This window comes from Streptomyces sp. NBC_00193 (assembly GCF_026342735.1).
Lineage (GTDB): Bacteria > Actinomycetota > Actinomycetes > Streptomycetales > Streptomycetaceae > Streptomyces > Streptomyces stoeckheimensis.
Genome location: NZ_JAPEMM010000001.1, coordinates 3,132,280 through 3,145,744, shown reverse-complemented (window position 1 = coordinate 3,145,744; position 13,465 = coordinate 3,132,280). Strand labels below are relative to the sequence as shown.

Below are 13,465 nucleotides of genomic sequence, written 5' to 3'. Positions count from 1 at the left end.
AGGGTCACACTCCAACAACCGAACCTGTTGTCAGGGGAGTTGCCGTGCCCGATTCCGGAGACGTCGACCCGTTCTCCTCACCCCGCACCATGCTCGGCTCCGAACTGCGCGTCGCCCGCAAAAGGGCCGGCCTCAGTCAGGACAAACTCGGCGAGCCCCTCTTCGTCAGCGGCTCCTTCATCGGTCAACTCGAAGCGGGCACCCGCCGGATGACCCCGGAGCTGGGCCGCGAAATAGACAAGATCCTCGGCACGGACGACTTCTTCACCCGCAACTGCCAAGCCGTGACGAAGTTCAAGTACCCCGACCACTTCACGGAGGCCGCCGAGGCCGAGGGCCTGGCGAAGGCCATCCGCGAGTACGCACCCCTGCTGATCCCGGGCCTCCTCCAGAAGGAGGCCTACGCCCGAGCCGTCTTCCGCGCGTACCAGCCGACGGCGACGGAGGCGGCGATCGACGCACTCGTCGAAGCCCGACTGGCCCGCGCGGCCCTCCTCGCAGACCCAACAACCCCGTTGTTGTGGTGCGTGCTCGACGAGGCGGTACTGCGTCGGGTCATCGGCAGCCGGTCCGTGATGGCCGAGGCGCTGCGGCACCTCGCGGACCTGATCCGGTCCCACCGGATCATCGTCCAGGTGCTGCCGTTCAGCGCGGGTGCCCACGCGACCATGGACGGTCCCCTCAAGCTGATGTCGTTCGAAGACGCTCCCCCTCTCGCCTATCTCGCAGGCCACACAACAGGGCTGCTACTAGACGATCCGGCCACGGTGGCACGCCACTTCCTGACCTACGATCTCCTCACCGCCAGCGCGCTGGCACCACGCGAGTCACTGGCCTTGATCGAATCCGTGGCGGAGGATTACGCACATGACGAGCAGGCCTGAATACGACATCGCGACTGCCACCTGGCACAAGTCCAGCTACAGCGGCGGTGACGGCGGCGACTGCCTGGAGATGGCCACCTGGCGCAAGTCCACCCACAGCGCGGGCGACGGCGGCGACTGCCTCGAAGTCGCCGACGGCCACCCCGACATCGTCCCCGTCCGCGACTCCAAGGTCCCCAACGGCCCCCATCTCACCTTCGCCGCCCCCGCCTGGGCCGTCTTCGTAGCCACCCTTACCGCCTAGACAAGCCGCGACTACGCTCGTCCGCATGTCGAACCGCGTCCCGCTCAACGAGGCACTGATGTCCACCGTGGGCACCCCCGAGGAGTCCAAGCTCCTGGACAGCAGCCCGCGGTCACGGGTGTGGTGGGTGCGCCTCGCCGACGGGCGGCCGGTGATCGTCAAGCAGATGACCGGCGTCGGGGACGCGGACGCCGACGCGGACACCCGCTTCGCGCGGGAGCTCGCCGGGCTGCGCCTGGCGGGGCGGGGCTCCGGACCCGCCGTGGCTCCCGCGGTGCTCGCCACGGACGCGGCCTCGCGGGTGATCGTCATGGAGTACGTGGCCGACCTCGGCGAGACGGGCGACTGGCTGCCCGCGTACGCCGAGTCGCTCGCCCGGCTGCACGCCCTGACCGGGCCCGCCGACGCGGGCGCGCTGCCGGTCTGGTCGGGGCCCACGGCCGGCGACGCGGAGTCCTTCCTCGCCCTGGCCCGGGCGCTCGACGTACCCGTACCGTCCACGGTCCCCGACGAACTCGCCGGTCTCCTGGACCGGCTGGACCCGACCCCGCACCACGCGCTCCTGCACGGCGACCCCTGCCCCGGGAACGACCTGCGCACCGCCGACGGCATCCGCTTCGTCGACTTCGAGCGGGCCTCGCTCGGCAACGGCCTGGTCGAACTGGCCTACTTCCGCATCGCCTTCCCCACCTGCTGGTGCGCCCTGTCGGTCACCGCGGCCCCCCTGACCGAGGTCGAGGACGTCTACCGGTCCACCTGGCGCGGCCTCACCGGGAAGGACGTGCCGGGCGACCTCGCCGACGCGTGCGCGGGCTGGCTGATCCAGGGCGACGCGCTCGTCGAGCGGGCCCACCGCGGGACGGTCGACCAGCTCGCCCGGGTGCCCGACGAGGACTTCGAGTGGGGGTACGTCACCGCCCGCGAGCGGCTCGTCCACCGCCTGGGCGTGGTCGCCGACATGACCCGCGACCACGACCACCTGCACGCCGTCGGCCGCCTCAGCTCCGACCTGGCCGACCGGCTCCTCGCACGCTGGCCGAAGCTGCGCCCGCTGCCCACGCCCGACGCCCGTCCCTGGTAGGGATGGGGTCATGGAACAGATCCTGAGTCGGCAGGAAGCCTCGGAAGCGGTCCAGGAATACGGATGGCGCTTCCTGCTGGGCGCGTTGCTCACGTCGGTCCCGGTCCTGTCCATGGGCCGGGCGATCGTCCTGGCGGCGAAGGCCGTCTCGGTGTGCGGAGACGAAGCCGCCGACCGGCACCTTCGGGTCGACATCCGCCCCGAGCGGGTCGTCTTCACCCTGCAGACCTCGGACCGCGCCGCGGTGACCACCCGGGACGTCGAACTCGCGCGGCGGATCACCGCCGTGGCGGCCGAGGCCGGGCTCACTACGGAGCCCGGGATCGGAAGCGGGGCTCCGCGGTCCGTCCAGATACTGGAGATCGCCGTAGACGCACTGGACATCGCCTCGGTCCGGCCGTTCTGGAAGGCGGTGCTGGGCTACACCGACGAGCCGGGCGCCGACGGACCGGAGGATCCGCTCGTCGACCCGGTCGGGCAGGGACCGGCCGTCTGGTTCCAGCAGATGGACCGGGCGCGCCCGCAGCGCAACCGCATCCACTTCGACGTCTGCGTCCCCCACGACGAGGCCCCCAGGCGGATCGAAGCCACGCTGGCGGCCGGGGGCCGGCTCCTGTCCGCGGCCAGCGCCCCGGCCTTCTGGGTGTTCGCCGACCCGGAGGACAACGAGGTCTGCATCACCACCTGGCAGGGCCGCGACGGCTGACTGCTCCGGGGCGACGGCCCGGGGCGTTGTCCGGGGCGTTGTCCGGGGCGTTGTCCGGGCGTTTCTCAGTCCTGGAAGCCAAAGACCGCGACGTAGACGTCCAGGAGGACGAGGGCGAGGCCGACGAGAAGGATCGCCAGGCAGAAGAGCGTGGTCCCCACCTTGCCGATCCATGATTTCGCCCTGACCACAGGACCGAGGTTCTCCGGGTCGTAGGCGACCATGATCGTCGGTGCGCTGCCGCTGACGGCCGCGCCTCGGACCACGCCGTGCAGGTCGGTGTAGGCGTAGCTTCCGCGGCTCTCGCGTCGCGCCTCGACGGTGATGCCGTACCGGGGCAGGCGCCACTCGTCGTACGGCACCCTCATCACCCAGACGCCGAATACGGCGGCCCCCACGCTCAAGGGGGTCCACAGCAGGAAGGCCAGCGCGGCGAGCGTCGATCCGACGATCGCCATCGGCGCAGCCACCCCGAGGGTCACGAGGCCGAGGGCCCACGCCCCGAGCTTGACCTTGCGCCGATACGCGTCGTCTTCGGACTCCACCGTCGCGCCCTCGGTGACGAGGGACGTGCCATCGAGCTCCCGCTCCTCGGGCAGGCTCGCGGTGACGGCGTCCGCGAACACCGTGGCCGCGGTCGCGCTCACGCCCCGGACCCGGTACACGGCCGGGGTCGTACCGGGCGGGGCCGTGAGTTCCACGGTCAGGGCGCGGCCCTCCGCGCGGACCTCGCGGACGGCTCGGAGCGGGAACCGCTTCTCCTTGCGCCGTCGGCTCCACACGAGGGTGTGGTCCTCGGCCTGGAGGGTGGCGCCGCCGGAGCCCCGGAGGACGGGTATGGGCGAGGTGGTGTCGGACATGAGCGTCGATCGTAAAGGGGAGGGGCCTGTGGGACCAGCGGTGTCCCACGGCGTCACGATCAGTGAGAGGCACCCTCCGGAGCCGTCCGTGCGAAGTGGCGGGCGGTCGGCACCAGGGCGGCCGCCGCCGGTACGAGGAAGCACGCGGCCGCGCAGGCACCGAGGACGGGCGTGACGCCGAAGACGTCGATGGCCGGGGCGATCAGGGCGAGGCCGACCGGGGCCAGGCCGTAGGAGACGAGGAAGTCCAGCGAGGAGACGCGGGCCAGCCGGTCCGGGGCGACCTCGCGCTGGGTGGCGGTGAACCAGGGCACGTTGAACAGCTCGATCCCGATCCCTGCGACGGCGTAGGCGGCGACGACCACGCCCGGGTGCACGGGCAGCATCAGGCTCAGCGGGGCGCATCCGTACGCCGCCAGTCCCGCGAAGGCGGCCCAGCCCTGTGAGCGCGGCCGCCAGCGGGCGATGACCAGGGCTCCGCCGAGCGCGCCCACTATGTACGCGGTCATGGCCGCCGCGAGCACCCATTCGCTGTCGTAGCGGTCCCGGCTGATCAGGGGCAGGGCGACGCTGGTGGCGGAGTAGCCGAGGGCGATGACCGCGACGAGGGCGGCCAGTCCGGCGAGGAACCAGGGGTGGCGCCGCGCCTCCCGTACGCCGTCCACGAACTCGGCGCGGAAGCTCGCACGCGGCGCGGGCCCGGCGGCCTCCGGGTCGACCGCGGTGACGGCGCCCCGGCCCTTGCCCGGGACCAGGGCGGCGACCAGCCAGAGCAGCCCGATGCCGAGCAGCAGGGTCCAGACGTCGAGGAAGGCCGCGAGCAGCGCGGTCAGGGCGGGTCCGGCGAGGGTGGATCCGCGTACGGCCATGGTCATGGCGGCGTTGGCCTGCTGACGGCGCCCGGGGTCGACGGTCTCGGCGGTGAGCGCCTGGAACGCCGGTCGGCAGGCGCCCTGTCCGGCGCCGGCGAGGGCGGCGGCGGCCGTCATGAGCAGGAGCGAGCGGCCCAGTCCGGCAGCGAGGAGGGGTGCGGCCACCGCCGCTGCCAGGGCCGACCAGAGGACGACCGCGCGGCGGGAGTGCCGGTCGGCCAGGACCCCGCCGACGGTGACGGCGGCGAGGAATCCGACCGTGCGCGCGGCGAGGACCAGACCGAGGCCGGCGGCGCTCAGGTCGCGGTGGAGGACGGCGAGCCCGAGCACGAAGGGCAGCGCCCAGGTCGCGAGTCCGGAGGCGGTGGTGCCGGCCCACAGGCGCAGGAACGGGACATCCAGGAGGACCGAACGCGGTTGTGGGTCAGAGGACTTGGCCGCCGGGGGCGCGGGTGTGGTTGCCACGGTGCGGGTGCTCCTTGGAGGTCGGGCGGGGGCTCCACGAACCACCCCCGGGGTTCTTAATGAAAATGAATACCATTACAGTACCCTTCGAACGCGGCGGTCTTGCCCGGTGCACGACACCGCCCACACCGCCCCCCTCCCGCCCTGCCCAGACCGGAGAACCCATGCGCCACCCCGCTCGCCTCGGCATCGCCCTGACCCTCGCCCTCACCACCGCGGCCTGCGCCGCACCCGCCACCAACGACTCCAAAGCCGGAGCCGGAGCCAAGCCCGCCACCCACACCGCCTCCGTGACGAGCTGCGGCCGCCAGGCCACCTTCGCCGCGCCGCCGAAGCGGGCCGTCGCCCTGGACCAGACCTCGACCGAGACCCTGCTGGAGCTGGGACTCCAGGACTCGATGGCGGGCACCGCCAACCTCAAGACGAAGATCCCCGCGGTCTACGAGGCCGCGTACGCCAAGGTCCCCGTCATCGCCCCGAAGATCGCCACCGGCGAGCAACTGCGCGCCGCCACCCCCGACTTCGTCATCGGCGGCTCCGCCGACCTGTTCACCAAGGACCGGGCGGGCACCCGCGAGGAGCTCGACGCCCTCAAGGTCCCGACCTTCGTCAGCGCCGTGGACTGCCCCGGGCAGAACCAGGCCGGCCGGACCCCCTTCGAGCTCCTCTTCTCCGACTACGAGAACCTCGGCAAGGTCTTCGGCGCCGAGGAACGGGCCGGCAAGCTCGCCGCCGACCAGCGCACCGCCGTCACCAAGGCCGGGGAGAACGCCTCCAAGGTCCCCGGGGGCGCCGACCAGCCGACCGTGGTCTACCTCTACTCCGTCTTCAACGGCATGCCGTACGTGGCGGGCAAGACCGGCCTGCCCAGCGAGATGAGCCGGATCGTCGGCGCTAAGAACGCCTTCGACGACGTCAACGAGGACTGGCCGGAGGTCTCCTGGGAGGAAGTCGCCAAGCGCGACCCCGACTTCATCGTGATCGGCGACCTGTCCGAGCGCGGCCGGCCCGGCGACAGCGCCGCCGAGAAGCGCACCACCATGACCCAGCACCCGGTCGTGTCCAAGCTCGCCGCGGTGCGCGACAACAAGATCCTCGAAGTGCCCGGCATCGAACTGGACCCCTCGGTGCGCTCCGTGCACGCCCTGGGACTGCTGGCGGCCGGCATGAAGGACCTCGGGTATGTCCGCTGACACGGTGGCCGCCGGTCCGGTGGCCACCGACCCGGTGGCTCCGAGGGGGCCGGGTCCGGGTCCGGGCCCGGCCCCGCGCCGGTCCGCGGTGGCCGGGGCGGGGCTCTTCCTCCTCGCCGCGGCCGTCCTGGCGGCCTCGGTCGCGGCAGCCGTGCGCATCGGCGCCGCCGACGTGGGCTGGACCGGCCTCGCCCGCGTCTTCGGCGCCCGACTCGGCCTGGACGTCGAGCCGTTGCCCCCGTTGCTCGACTCGCTCGTCTGGGACCTGCGGCTGCCGCGCGTGCTGATGGCCGCCCTCGTCGGCGCCTCGCTCGCCGTGTGCGGAGCGGTGCTCCAGGCGGTGACCCGTAACGCCCTCGCCGACCCCTACCTGCTCGGCGTCTCCTCGGGCGCCTCCGCCGGAGCGGTCACCGTGGTCGTCCTCGGGATCGGCGCGAGCACCCTCGGCGTCACCGGCGGAGCGCTCGCCGGAGCACTGCTCTCCTTCGGGCTGCTCCTGCTGCTCCTGCGGCGCACCGGACTGGACTCGGTGCGCATCGTCCTCACCGGCGTGGTCATCGGACAGCTCTTCACCGCGCTGACCTCGCTCGTACTGATGGCCTCGGCGGACGCGGACACCACCCGCGCCGTCACCCACTGGCTCCTCGGCTCGATGGCACCGGCCCGCTGGAACACGGTCGCGGTCTGCGCGGTCGTCACCCCGCTCGGACTCGCGGCAGCCTGGCTCTGCTCGAACGCCCTCGACGGGCTCGCCTTCGGCACCGACACCGCCGCGTCCCTCGGGATCGACGTACGGCACACGCGGATGCTGCTGCTCGTGGTCACCGCCGTGCTCACCGCGGTGGCGGTGGCCACCGTCGGCGCCATCGGCTTCGTCGGCCTGATCGTCCCCCACGGGGTGCGGTTCCTCGTCGGGCCGCTGCACCGGGTGCTGCTCCCGTACGCGGCCCTGGCGGGCGCGGTGTTCCTCGTCTGGACGGACGCGCTGGCACGGGTCGCCTTCGGGCCCCGCGAGGTGCCCGTCGGCGTGATCACCGCACTGCTCGGCGTACCGATCTTCCTCCTGGTCCTGCGCAAGCGGGGGGAGTTGTGAGTGCGGTGCACGGTGTGAGTGCTGTGCGGATCACCGCCGAAGCGGTGAGCTGGTCGGTGGCGGGCACGCCCGTCGTGCGCGAGGTCGGCGCGGACATCGCCCCCGGCGAGACCGTCGGGCTGCTCGGCCCCAACGGCTCGGGCAAGTCCTCGCTGCTGCGCTGCCTGGCCGGGCTGCGGACCCCCGACGCGGGCGCGGTCCGGTACGACGGGGAGTCCGTCCGCGGCTGGAGTGCGCGCAGGATCGCCCGGCGCGTCGCCTTCGTCGCCCAGGACGCGGGCGCGGACAGCGATCTGCCGGTCGCCGACATCGTCGGCCTGGGGCGGACCCCGTACCGCGACCGCTGGCGCGGGCCGGACGCCGCCGACCGGGCCGTGGTCGCCGCCGCGCTGGAACGCGTAGGACTCACCGCGCTCGCCGGCCGCCCGTGGAAGGCGCTGTCGGGCGGGGAGCGGCAACGCACCCACATCGCCCGCGCACTGGCCCAGCAGCCGTCCGGGCTGCTGCTCGACGAGCCCACCAACCACCTCGACGTCAAACACCAGCTGGAACTGATGGAGCTGCTGTCCGGCACCGGCCAGACGGTCCTGGTCGCCCTGCACGACCTGTCCCTCGCCGCCCGGTACTGCGACCGGCTGCTGCTCCTGCACCACGGCCGCCTGATCGCCTCCGGCCCGCCCGCCGCCGTCCTGACGGCGCAGCGGCTCGCCGAGGTCTTCGAGGTGGACGCCGAACTCACCACCGACGCCCTCGGACACCCGCAGGTCAGCTACCGCGGACCGCTCGGCGCCGCGGCCGCGACGCCGACACCTGCATCAGCACCCCAACCCGCTCTGTGAAAAGGAACCCCATGACCCCGACCCCGACCACCACCACCGCCCCCGCCCCCGCGACCTCGGTCGACGCGCTCATCGAGGCCGTACTGGCCGGCGAGCACGGCCCGCTGCCCTCCTCGCTCGTCGCGACCAGCGTGTTCTGGATCCACCACGGCACCCGCCTGGCCGGCGGCGACACCACCTACCTCAACCAGTACGTCCTGGTCCGCCTCGGCGGCTCCTTCGGCGGCTGCGCTTTCGAGGCCGGCGAGATCGACCCGTCGATCTGCCGCGACTCCTCCGGCACCCCCCTCGACGCCCTCCTGCGCGAGGCCCCGCGCCCCCTGCGCATCGCCGCCCTCGACGCCTACCTCTCCGGGACCCGCCCCCACCGCGCGGCGGCCGAGGCCGGCGACGCCGAACCCGTCACCCTCCCCGCCGGCACCCCCGAGCTCCGCGCCACGGCCCGGGACGCCGCCATCGCCGGACTGCTGGACATCGAGGAGGGCGCCGAGGTCGGCCTCATCGGCGTCGTCAACCCGCTCGTCGCGGCGATCCGCGCCCGCGGCGGCCGGCCGCTGCCGTGCGACCTCAACCTCAAGGCCACCCAGTGGGGCGACCCCGTCACCGCCGACATGCACGAGGTGCTGGAACGCGCGCAGGCCGTCGTCGCCACCGGCATGACCCTGAGCAACGGCACCTTCGACACCATCCTGGAGCGCTGCCGCTCCCGCGGCATCCCGCTGGTCGTCTACGCCCAGACCGGCAGCGCCGTCGCCCGCGCCTTCCTCGGCTCCGGGGTGACCGCCCTGTCCGCGGAGCCCTTCCCCTTCTCCCAGTTCAGCGCCGAGGAGACGGTCCTGTACCGCTACCGGACGGCGGGCGGCGCGTGATCCCCGGCGCTCCCGGCGCCACCGCCCTCCCGGCCCCGTCCGGCACCGGGCAGGCCCCCTGCCACCACGGCGAGATCCTCCAGGGCGTCTTCCTCGACGCCGCCGGGCGCCGGTGCGCCGGACTGGTCACCCTCCCCATGGCGGGCCCCGGCAGCAGCGCCGCGTTCGTCCGCCGCCCCGGCGCGGATCCCGAGGCGCTCACCGTCGCACCCGCCGACCGCACGAAGGCGGCGCGGGCCGCGGTCCTCGCGGTCGCGGAGTGCGCGCGGCGGACCGGGCAGCCGCCCTGCGGCGGGGAGTTGCGGCTCACCGGCGAGATACCGGTGGGCCTGGGCATGGGCAGCTCCAGCAGCGACGTGATCGCAGCCGTGCGCGCGGTCGCGGACTCGTACGGGCTGCGACTGGAGCCCTCGACGGTCGCAGGGCTGGCCGTACGCGCCGAACTCGCCTCCGATCCGCTGATGCTGGGCGGCCGCCCGGTGCTGTTCGCCCAGCGGGAGGGCCGGGTCCTGGAGGTCCTCGGCCCGGCCCTGCCGCCGCTGGTCGTGGTGGGCTGCGCCCTCGGCGGGGGCAAGCCCGTCGACACCCTGTCCCTGCCGACGCCCGATGCGGCCGACGCGGACGACGGCGACGTACGGGCCTGCGAGCGGCTGCGCGCGCTGCTGCGCCGGGCCGTGGCCACGGGTAGCGCGGAGCTGCTCGGCGCGGTCGCCACCGCCAGCGCACGGCGCGGCCAACAGGTCCTCGGTCACCCGGAGTTCGACGCCCTGACCGTCCTCGCCCGCCGGGCCGGGGCGGTCGGCGTGCAGATCGCGCACAGCGGTGCGGTGGCGGGCGTGCTCTTCGATCCGGCCGCACCCGGGCTGCGCCGCCGCGTCCGCGGCTGCCTGCGCGCCCTGGACGCCCACGGCATCCCCGCCACCCGCACCTTCACGACCTTCCCCGCAACCACGGCCCCCCACCACCTGCCCAAGGAGATCTCCCACCATGGACCAGCACATCGCGGAGTCGATCGGCCGGCCGGACCTGATACGCCTCGACGACCGGCTCGTCTGCCTGCGCTTTGAAACGATGAAGGTGGTCTCCGCCCTCGCGGCGGTGCGCCACCTGCTCGACACCGGCGTCGTGCGCCGCGGGGACACGCTGCTGGACAGCTCCAGCGGCATCTACGCGTACGCCCTGGCCCTGACCTGTCACCGGTACGGCCTGCACTGCCACATCGTCGGCTCGGCCACCGTCGACCACACGCTGCGGACCCAACTGGCCGTCCTCGGGGCGACGCTGGAGCAGATGGAGCCGTGCAGCGACCTGAAGCTCGACCAGAAGCGGCGCGTCGAGCGGATCCACGAGATCCTCGCCGCACACCCCGAGTACCACTGGATGCGCCAGTACCACGACGACGTCCACTACCTCGGCTACCGCGCGATCGCCGACCGGATCCGCGAGGCCACGGGCACGGACGCCCTCACCCTCGTCGGCGGGGTCGGATCGGGCGCCTCCACCGGCGCCCTCGCCCGCTACCTCCGCGAGGACGCCGAAGGTGCGGCCGACGTCGAACTCGTCGGCGTCCAGCCGTACGGCAGCGTCACCTTCGGCTCCGAACACGTCACCGACACCGAGATGATCATCGCGGGGATCGGCAGCTCCATCCCCTTCGGCAACGTCTCGCACGAGCTGTACGACACCCTGCACTGGGTCTCCTTCGAGGCCGCCCTCGCCGGCAGCATCGACCTGCTGCGCCGGCACGCGGTCTTCGCCGGGCTGTCCACCGGCGCCGGCTACCTCGCCGCCCGCCACGAACGCGAGCGCTCACCCCACCGCACGGTCCTCTTCATCGCCCCCGACACCGGCCACCGCTACGTCGACACCGTCTACGCGAGGCACCGCGAGGCCGCTCCGATCGCCGGCCTCGCCCCGCGCGAGGTGACCGACCGGAGCGACCTGGCCCTGCCGTGGTCGCGGATGCGCTGGAACCGCGCCGCTGCGTGAGCGCCGCGGCCCCCGCGCCTTCCGCAGGTGGTCAGAGGCCGTTGGTGAACAACAGCTCGTTGGGGGAGGACTTGCTGACGCTGCTCAGGACGTCCTTCGTGGACTCGTCGTTCAGGTACGCGGCGATGTCCTGCGGCGTCGCGTTCGGGTTCGCCTGCTTGTAGAGGACGGCCACGCCCGCGACGTGCGGCGCGGCCATGGACGTGCCGTTCTCGGCGATGCTGCCGCCGCCCAGCTTCGCGGAGACGATCTGCTCCCCGGGCGCGTACAGGCTCACGCACTGGCCCCAGTTGGAGAAGCTGGTCTCCTCGTCGTACCTGTTGGTGGCCGCGACCGTCACGACCTTCCCCGCCGACGCCGGAGAGACGTTGCAGGCGTCCTTCGCGGAGTTGCCCGCCGCGATGACCGGCAGGACCCCGGCGTCCGTGACTGCGTCCGCCGCCGCGTTCACCATCTCGGACTTGTCGCCGCCCAGGGAGCCGTTGAGGACGGCGGGCTGCTTGGCGTTCTTGGCCACCCAGTCCAGGCCCGCGATGATCCCGGAGTAGTCGCCCGTGCCCTCGCAGTTGAGGACGCGGACGCTGACCAGGGAGGCCTTGCGCGCCACCCCGTACGTCATGCCGGCGACCGTGCCGGCGACGTGCGTGCCGTGGCCGTTGCAGTCCTGGCCGTCGCGGCCGTCCCCGATCGCGTCGAAGCCGAAGGCGGCCCGGCCGCCGAACTCCTCGTGCTTGTAGTCGATGCCCGTGTCGAGGATGTACGCGGTCACCCCGGCGCCGTTGCCCTGGGTGGTGAAGGTGTTGTCGAGCGGCAGTTCCTTCTGGTCGATCCGGTCCAGGCCCCAGGAGGCGGACGGCCCGCGCAGGGCGGCGGCGGCCGTCGTCGGCACCATCGACGGGGCCGAGACCTTCGCGTCCGCCTCGACCGACTTCACGCCCAGGCTGACGCGGGCGATCTCCAGCTGGAGCTTGGTCATGGGGACGGCGAAGCCGTTCATGGCCCGGGTGTAGAGGAACTTCGGCTTGAGGCCCAGCCGCTCCGCCACCTTGGCCGGGTCGTAGCCCGGCTCCAGCGTCACGATGTACTGGCCGGGGATGGCGTTGGCCGAGACGGTCAGCGGCACCGGGGTCGGCTCGGGCGCGGCGGCGGACGCGGTGCCGGCTGCCACCGGGACGACGGCGAGCAGGGCGGCGGTGGCGGCTCGGGCGAGCGGGCGCAGGGACATCGAGGGAACTCCCGAAAGGTGGGGGGATGCGGAAGCCGCCTCCGTCCGACGGGAACACCGACACGACACCCGTCCCGGAGTGCGACCCTCCCCTCCATCGGCGGGCCGCCCGCGGCCCTTGACCGGACCGCACCCGCCGTCCGGCCGCGCCGCGGGCCTGCGCAGTGCGCCGCGGGCTGATTCTCGTACCGGCTGAAGAAAGGATTCGGTCCGCTGTTCCCGCGACCTGCGCGACCGCCCCACGCGCGTCCGGGGCGGGCCGGCAGGTTCACCCGTACGGAAGGCGCCGCGCGCACCCGGCGAGGGGGGCGCACGCGCGGCTCCCGCGGTTCACCACCGCCCGCGACCGCCGCGCCGCCGCGGGTCGTTGACCGGACCGGCCGTACGTGGTGGCCTCGCCGACATGCGTACCCGTACGAGCTGGACCCTGCCGACCACCCTCGCCGCCCTCGCCCTGGCCGCCTCGGCCACCCTCCCCGCGCACGCCGCCCCGCTCTCCCCCACCACCGGACCCGCGGCTCCCGCGTCCCGTACGGCCCCGGCCGAGTGGCCGACGTACATCGTCACCGTGCACCGCGGCCTGGACCCGGCAGCCGTCGCGGACGCCTACGGGATCACCCCGGTCCACGTCTACCGCCACGCCCTGAACGGCTTCAGCGCCCGCCTCTCCCCCGACCAGGTCGAGTCCCTGCGCTCGACGGCGGTCGTGACCTCGGTCGAACCGGACGGCCCGGTCGCGGTCTCGGGCCCGGCGGTGTAGCGCCTGCCGTCCCGCGGGTGAGATCCCCCTCCTGAGCCGGAGAATCCGCACCTATCGTCGATCGCGCACAGGACGGGGAACGGCACTCGATCACGGACGAGACGGAACGAGGAGGTCGCGGCCTTCTTCACCCAGCTCGGCAAGGCCTGCTTCCAGGCCGACCCGCTGTTCCTGGAGGCCAACGAGGAGTACGTGGTGGACGTCCACCGCGGCTGGACCACCGGCGGCGTCGGCAAGGTCGACACCCTGTGGGCGCTGGTCTGGCACTTCGACGCCGACGGCAAGGTCGACCGGGTCACCAACCTCTCGGGCGACCAGCACCAGATGGACTCCTACGTCTGGGCCAACTACGACCTGGCCCCGATCCCGGACCGCCTCGCCTGAG

Annotated in this window: 15 protein-coding genes; 12 read left to right on the top strand and 3 right to left on the bottom strand. The window is 73.3% G+C overall.

Going from position 1 to position 13,465, the window contains the following annotated elements; all coding sequences use genetic code 11:
* The first annotated feature begins 44 nt into the window (after positions 1 to 44).
* From OG898_RS14010 to OG898_RS13995, 4 genes are read left to right on the top strand one after another with little or no spacing between them, the layout of a single operon-like run.
* Positions 45 to 884, top strand: a complete 840-nt coding sequence (locus OG898_RS14010; RefSeq protein ID WP_250750740.1) for a helix-turn-helix transcriptional regulator — start codon at positions 45 to 47, stop codon at positions 882 to 884.
* Positions 868 to 1,128 carry a DUF397 domain-containing protein gene (locus tag OG898_RS14005; protein WP_266957070.1) on the top strand — a complete coding sequence of 87 codons (261 nt, stop codon included), beginning with the start codon at positions 868 to 870 and terminating at the stop codon, positions 1,126 to 1,128. The genes OG898_RS14010 and OG898_RS14005 overlap by 17 nt, the downstream gene beginning before the upstream one ends.
* A gap of 25 nt (positions 1,129 to 1,153) precedes the next feature.
* Positions 1,154 to 2,209, top strand: a complete 1,056-nt coding sequence (locus OG898_RS14000) for a phosphotransferase (RefSeq protein WP_266957068.1) — start codon at positions 1,154 to 1,156, stop codon at positions 2,207 to 2,209.
* A gap of 10 nt (positions 2,210 to 2,219) precedes the next feature.
* Positions 2,220 to 2,915, top strand: a complete 696-nt coding sequence (locus tag OG898_RS13995) for a VOC family protein (RefSeq protein WP_266957066.1) — start codon at positions 2,220 to 2,222, stop codon at positions 2,913 to 2,915.
* 65 nt (positions 2,916 to 2,980) lie between these two features.
* Here the strand turns inward: OG898_RS13995 and OG898_RS13990 are convergent, their stop codons facing one another.
* Together OG898_RS13990 and OG898_RS13985 are read right to left on the bottom strand one after the other, a co-directional pair.
* Complete coding sequence (locus OG898_RS13990; RefSeq protein ID WP_266957064.1) at positions 2,981 to 3,775, bottom strand: hypothetical protein; 795 nt, start codon at positions 3,773 to 3,775, stop codon at positions 2,981 to 2,983.
* A gap of 59 nt (positions 3,776 to 3,834) precedes the next feature.
* Positions 3,835 to 5,112 (bottom strand): MFS transporter, encoded by a 1,278-nt coding sequence (locus OG898_RS13985; RefSeq protein ID WP_266957062.1) that lies wholly within the window; start codon positions 5,110 to 5,112, stop codon positions 3,835 to 3,837.
* A gap of 164 nt (positions 5,113 to 5,276) precedes the next feature.
* Here OG898_RS13985 and OG898_RS13980 point away from each other — a divergent pair, with 164 nt between their 5' ends.
* The 6 genes from OG898_RS13980 to OG898_RS13955 are packed head-to-tail and all read left to right on the top strand — an operon-like array spanning position 5,277 to position 11,095.
* Complete coding sequence (locus tag OG898_RS13980) at positions 5,277 to 6,305, top strand: ABC transporter substrate-binding protein (RefSeq protein ID WP_266957060.1); 1,029 nt, start codon at positions 5,277 to 5,279, stop codon at positions 6,303 to 6,305.
* Positions 6,295 to 7,398: an iron ABC transporter permease gene (locus OG898_RS13975; protein ID WP_266957058.1), complete on the top strand. Its 1,104-nt coding sequence runs from the start codon at positions 6,295 to 6,297 to the stop codon at positions 7,396 to 7,398. The genes OG898_RS13980 and OG898_RS13975 overlap by 11 nt, the downstream gene beginning before the upstream one ends.
* Before the next feature lie 14 nt (positions 7,399 to 7,412).
* Complete coding sequence (locus OG898_RS13970; protein WP_250750727.1) at positions 7,413 to 8,237, top strand: ABC transporter ATP-binding protein; 825 nt, start codon at positions 7,413 to 7,415, stop codon at positions 8,235 to 8,237.
* Between the two features lie 11 nt (positions 8,238 to 8,248).
* On the top strand, positions 8,249 to 9,106 hold the full coding sequence (locus tag OG898_RS13965) for a DUF364 domain-containing protein (RefSeq protein ID WP_266957055.1): 858 nt from the start codon (positions 8,249 to 8,251) through the stop codon (positions 9,104 to 9,106).
* Positions 9,103 to 10,173 (top strand): GHMP kinase, encoded by a 1,071-nt coding sequence (locus OG898_RS13960; RefSeq protein ID WP_266957053.1) that lies wholly within the window; start codon positions 9,103 to 9,105, stop codon positions 10,171 to 10,173. Before OG898_RS13965 ends, OG898_RS13960 begins: the two co-directional genes overlap by 4 nt.
* Positions 10,094 to 11,095: a pyridoxal-phosphate dependent enzyme gene (locus OG898_RS13955; RefSeq protein ID WP_266957051.1), complete on the top strand. Its 1,002-nt coding sequence runs from the start codon at positions 10,094 to 10,096 to the stop codon at positions 11,093 to 11,095. The genes OG898_RS13960 and OG898_RS13955 overlap by 80 nt, the downstream gene beginning before the upstream one ends.
* 31 nt (positions 11,096 to 11,126) lie before the next feature.
* Here OG898_RS13955 and OG898_RS13950 read toward each other — a convergent pair whose 3' ends face one another.
* On the bottom strand, positions 11,127 to 12,314 hold the full coding sequence (locus OG898_RS13950) for a S8 family peptidase (protein WP_266960237.1): 1,188 nt from the start codon (positions 12,312 to 12,314) through the stop codon (positions 11,127 to 11,129).
* 409 nt (positions 12,315 to 12,723) lie between these two features.
* Between OG898_RS13950 and OG898_RS13945 the strand changes: the two genes are divergently transcribed.
* Together OG898_RS13945 and OG898_RS13940 are read left to right on the top strand one after the other, a co-directional pair.
* The gene (locus OG898_RS13945) at positions 12,724 to 13,080 is read left to right on the top strand and encodes a protease inhibitor I9 family protein (protein WP_250750719.1); all 357 of its coding nucleotides are present in this window, start codon (positions 12,724 to 12,726) and stop codon (positions 13,078 to 13,080) included.
* A gap of 195 nt (positions 13,081 to 13,275) precedes the next feature.
* Complete coding sequence (locus OG898_RS13940) at positions 13,276 to 13,464, top strand: hypothetical protein (RefSeq protein WP_266957047.1); 189 nt, start codon at positions 13,276 to 13,278, stop codon at positions 13,462 to 13,464.
* The last annotated feature ends 1 nt before the right edge of the window (position 13,465 follow it).

Bases quoted from the DNA above. Each gene is read 5' to 3' on its own strand.
- OG898_RS13945 (WP_250750719.1), top strand. From the start codon at position 12,724: ATGCGTACCCGTACGAGCTGGACCCTGCCGACCACCCTCGCCGCCCTC.
- OG898_RS14000 (WP_266957068.1), top strand. From the start codon at position 1,154: ATGTCGAACCGCGTCCCGCTCAACGAGGCACTGATGTCCACCGTGGGC.
- OG898_RS14005 (WP_266957070.1), top strand. From the start codon at position 868: ATGACGAGCAGGCCTGAATACGACATCGCGACTGCCACCTGGCACAAG.
- OG898_RS13980 (WP_266957060.1), top strand. From the start codon at position 5,277: ATGCGCCACCCCGCTCGCCTCGGCATCGCCCTGACCCTCGCCCTCACC.
- OG898_RS13990 (WP_266957064.1), bottom strand. From the start codon at position 3,775: ATGTCCGACACCACCTCGCCCATACCCGTCCTCCGGGGCTCCGGCGGC.
- OG898_RS13975 (WP_266957058.1), top strand. From the start codon at position 6,295: ATGTCCGCTGACACGGTGGCCGCCGGTCCGGTGGCCACCGACCCGGTG.
- OG898_RS13965 (WP_266957055.1), top strand. From the start codon at position 8,249: ATGACCCCGACCCCGACCACCACCACCGCCCCCGCCCCCGCGACCTCG.
- OG898_RS13995 (WP_266957066.1), top strand. From the start codon at position 2,220: ATGGAACAGATCCTGAGTCGGCAGGAAGCCTCGGAAGCGGTCCAGGAA.
- OG898_RS13955 (WP_266957051.1), top strand. From the start codon at position 10,094: ATGGACCAGCACATCGCGGAGTCGATCGGCCGGCCGGACCTGATACGC.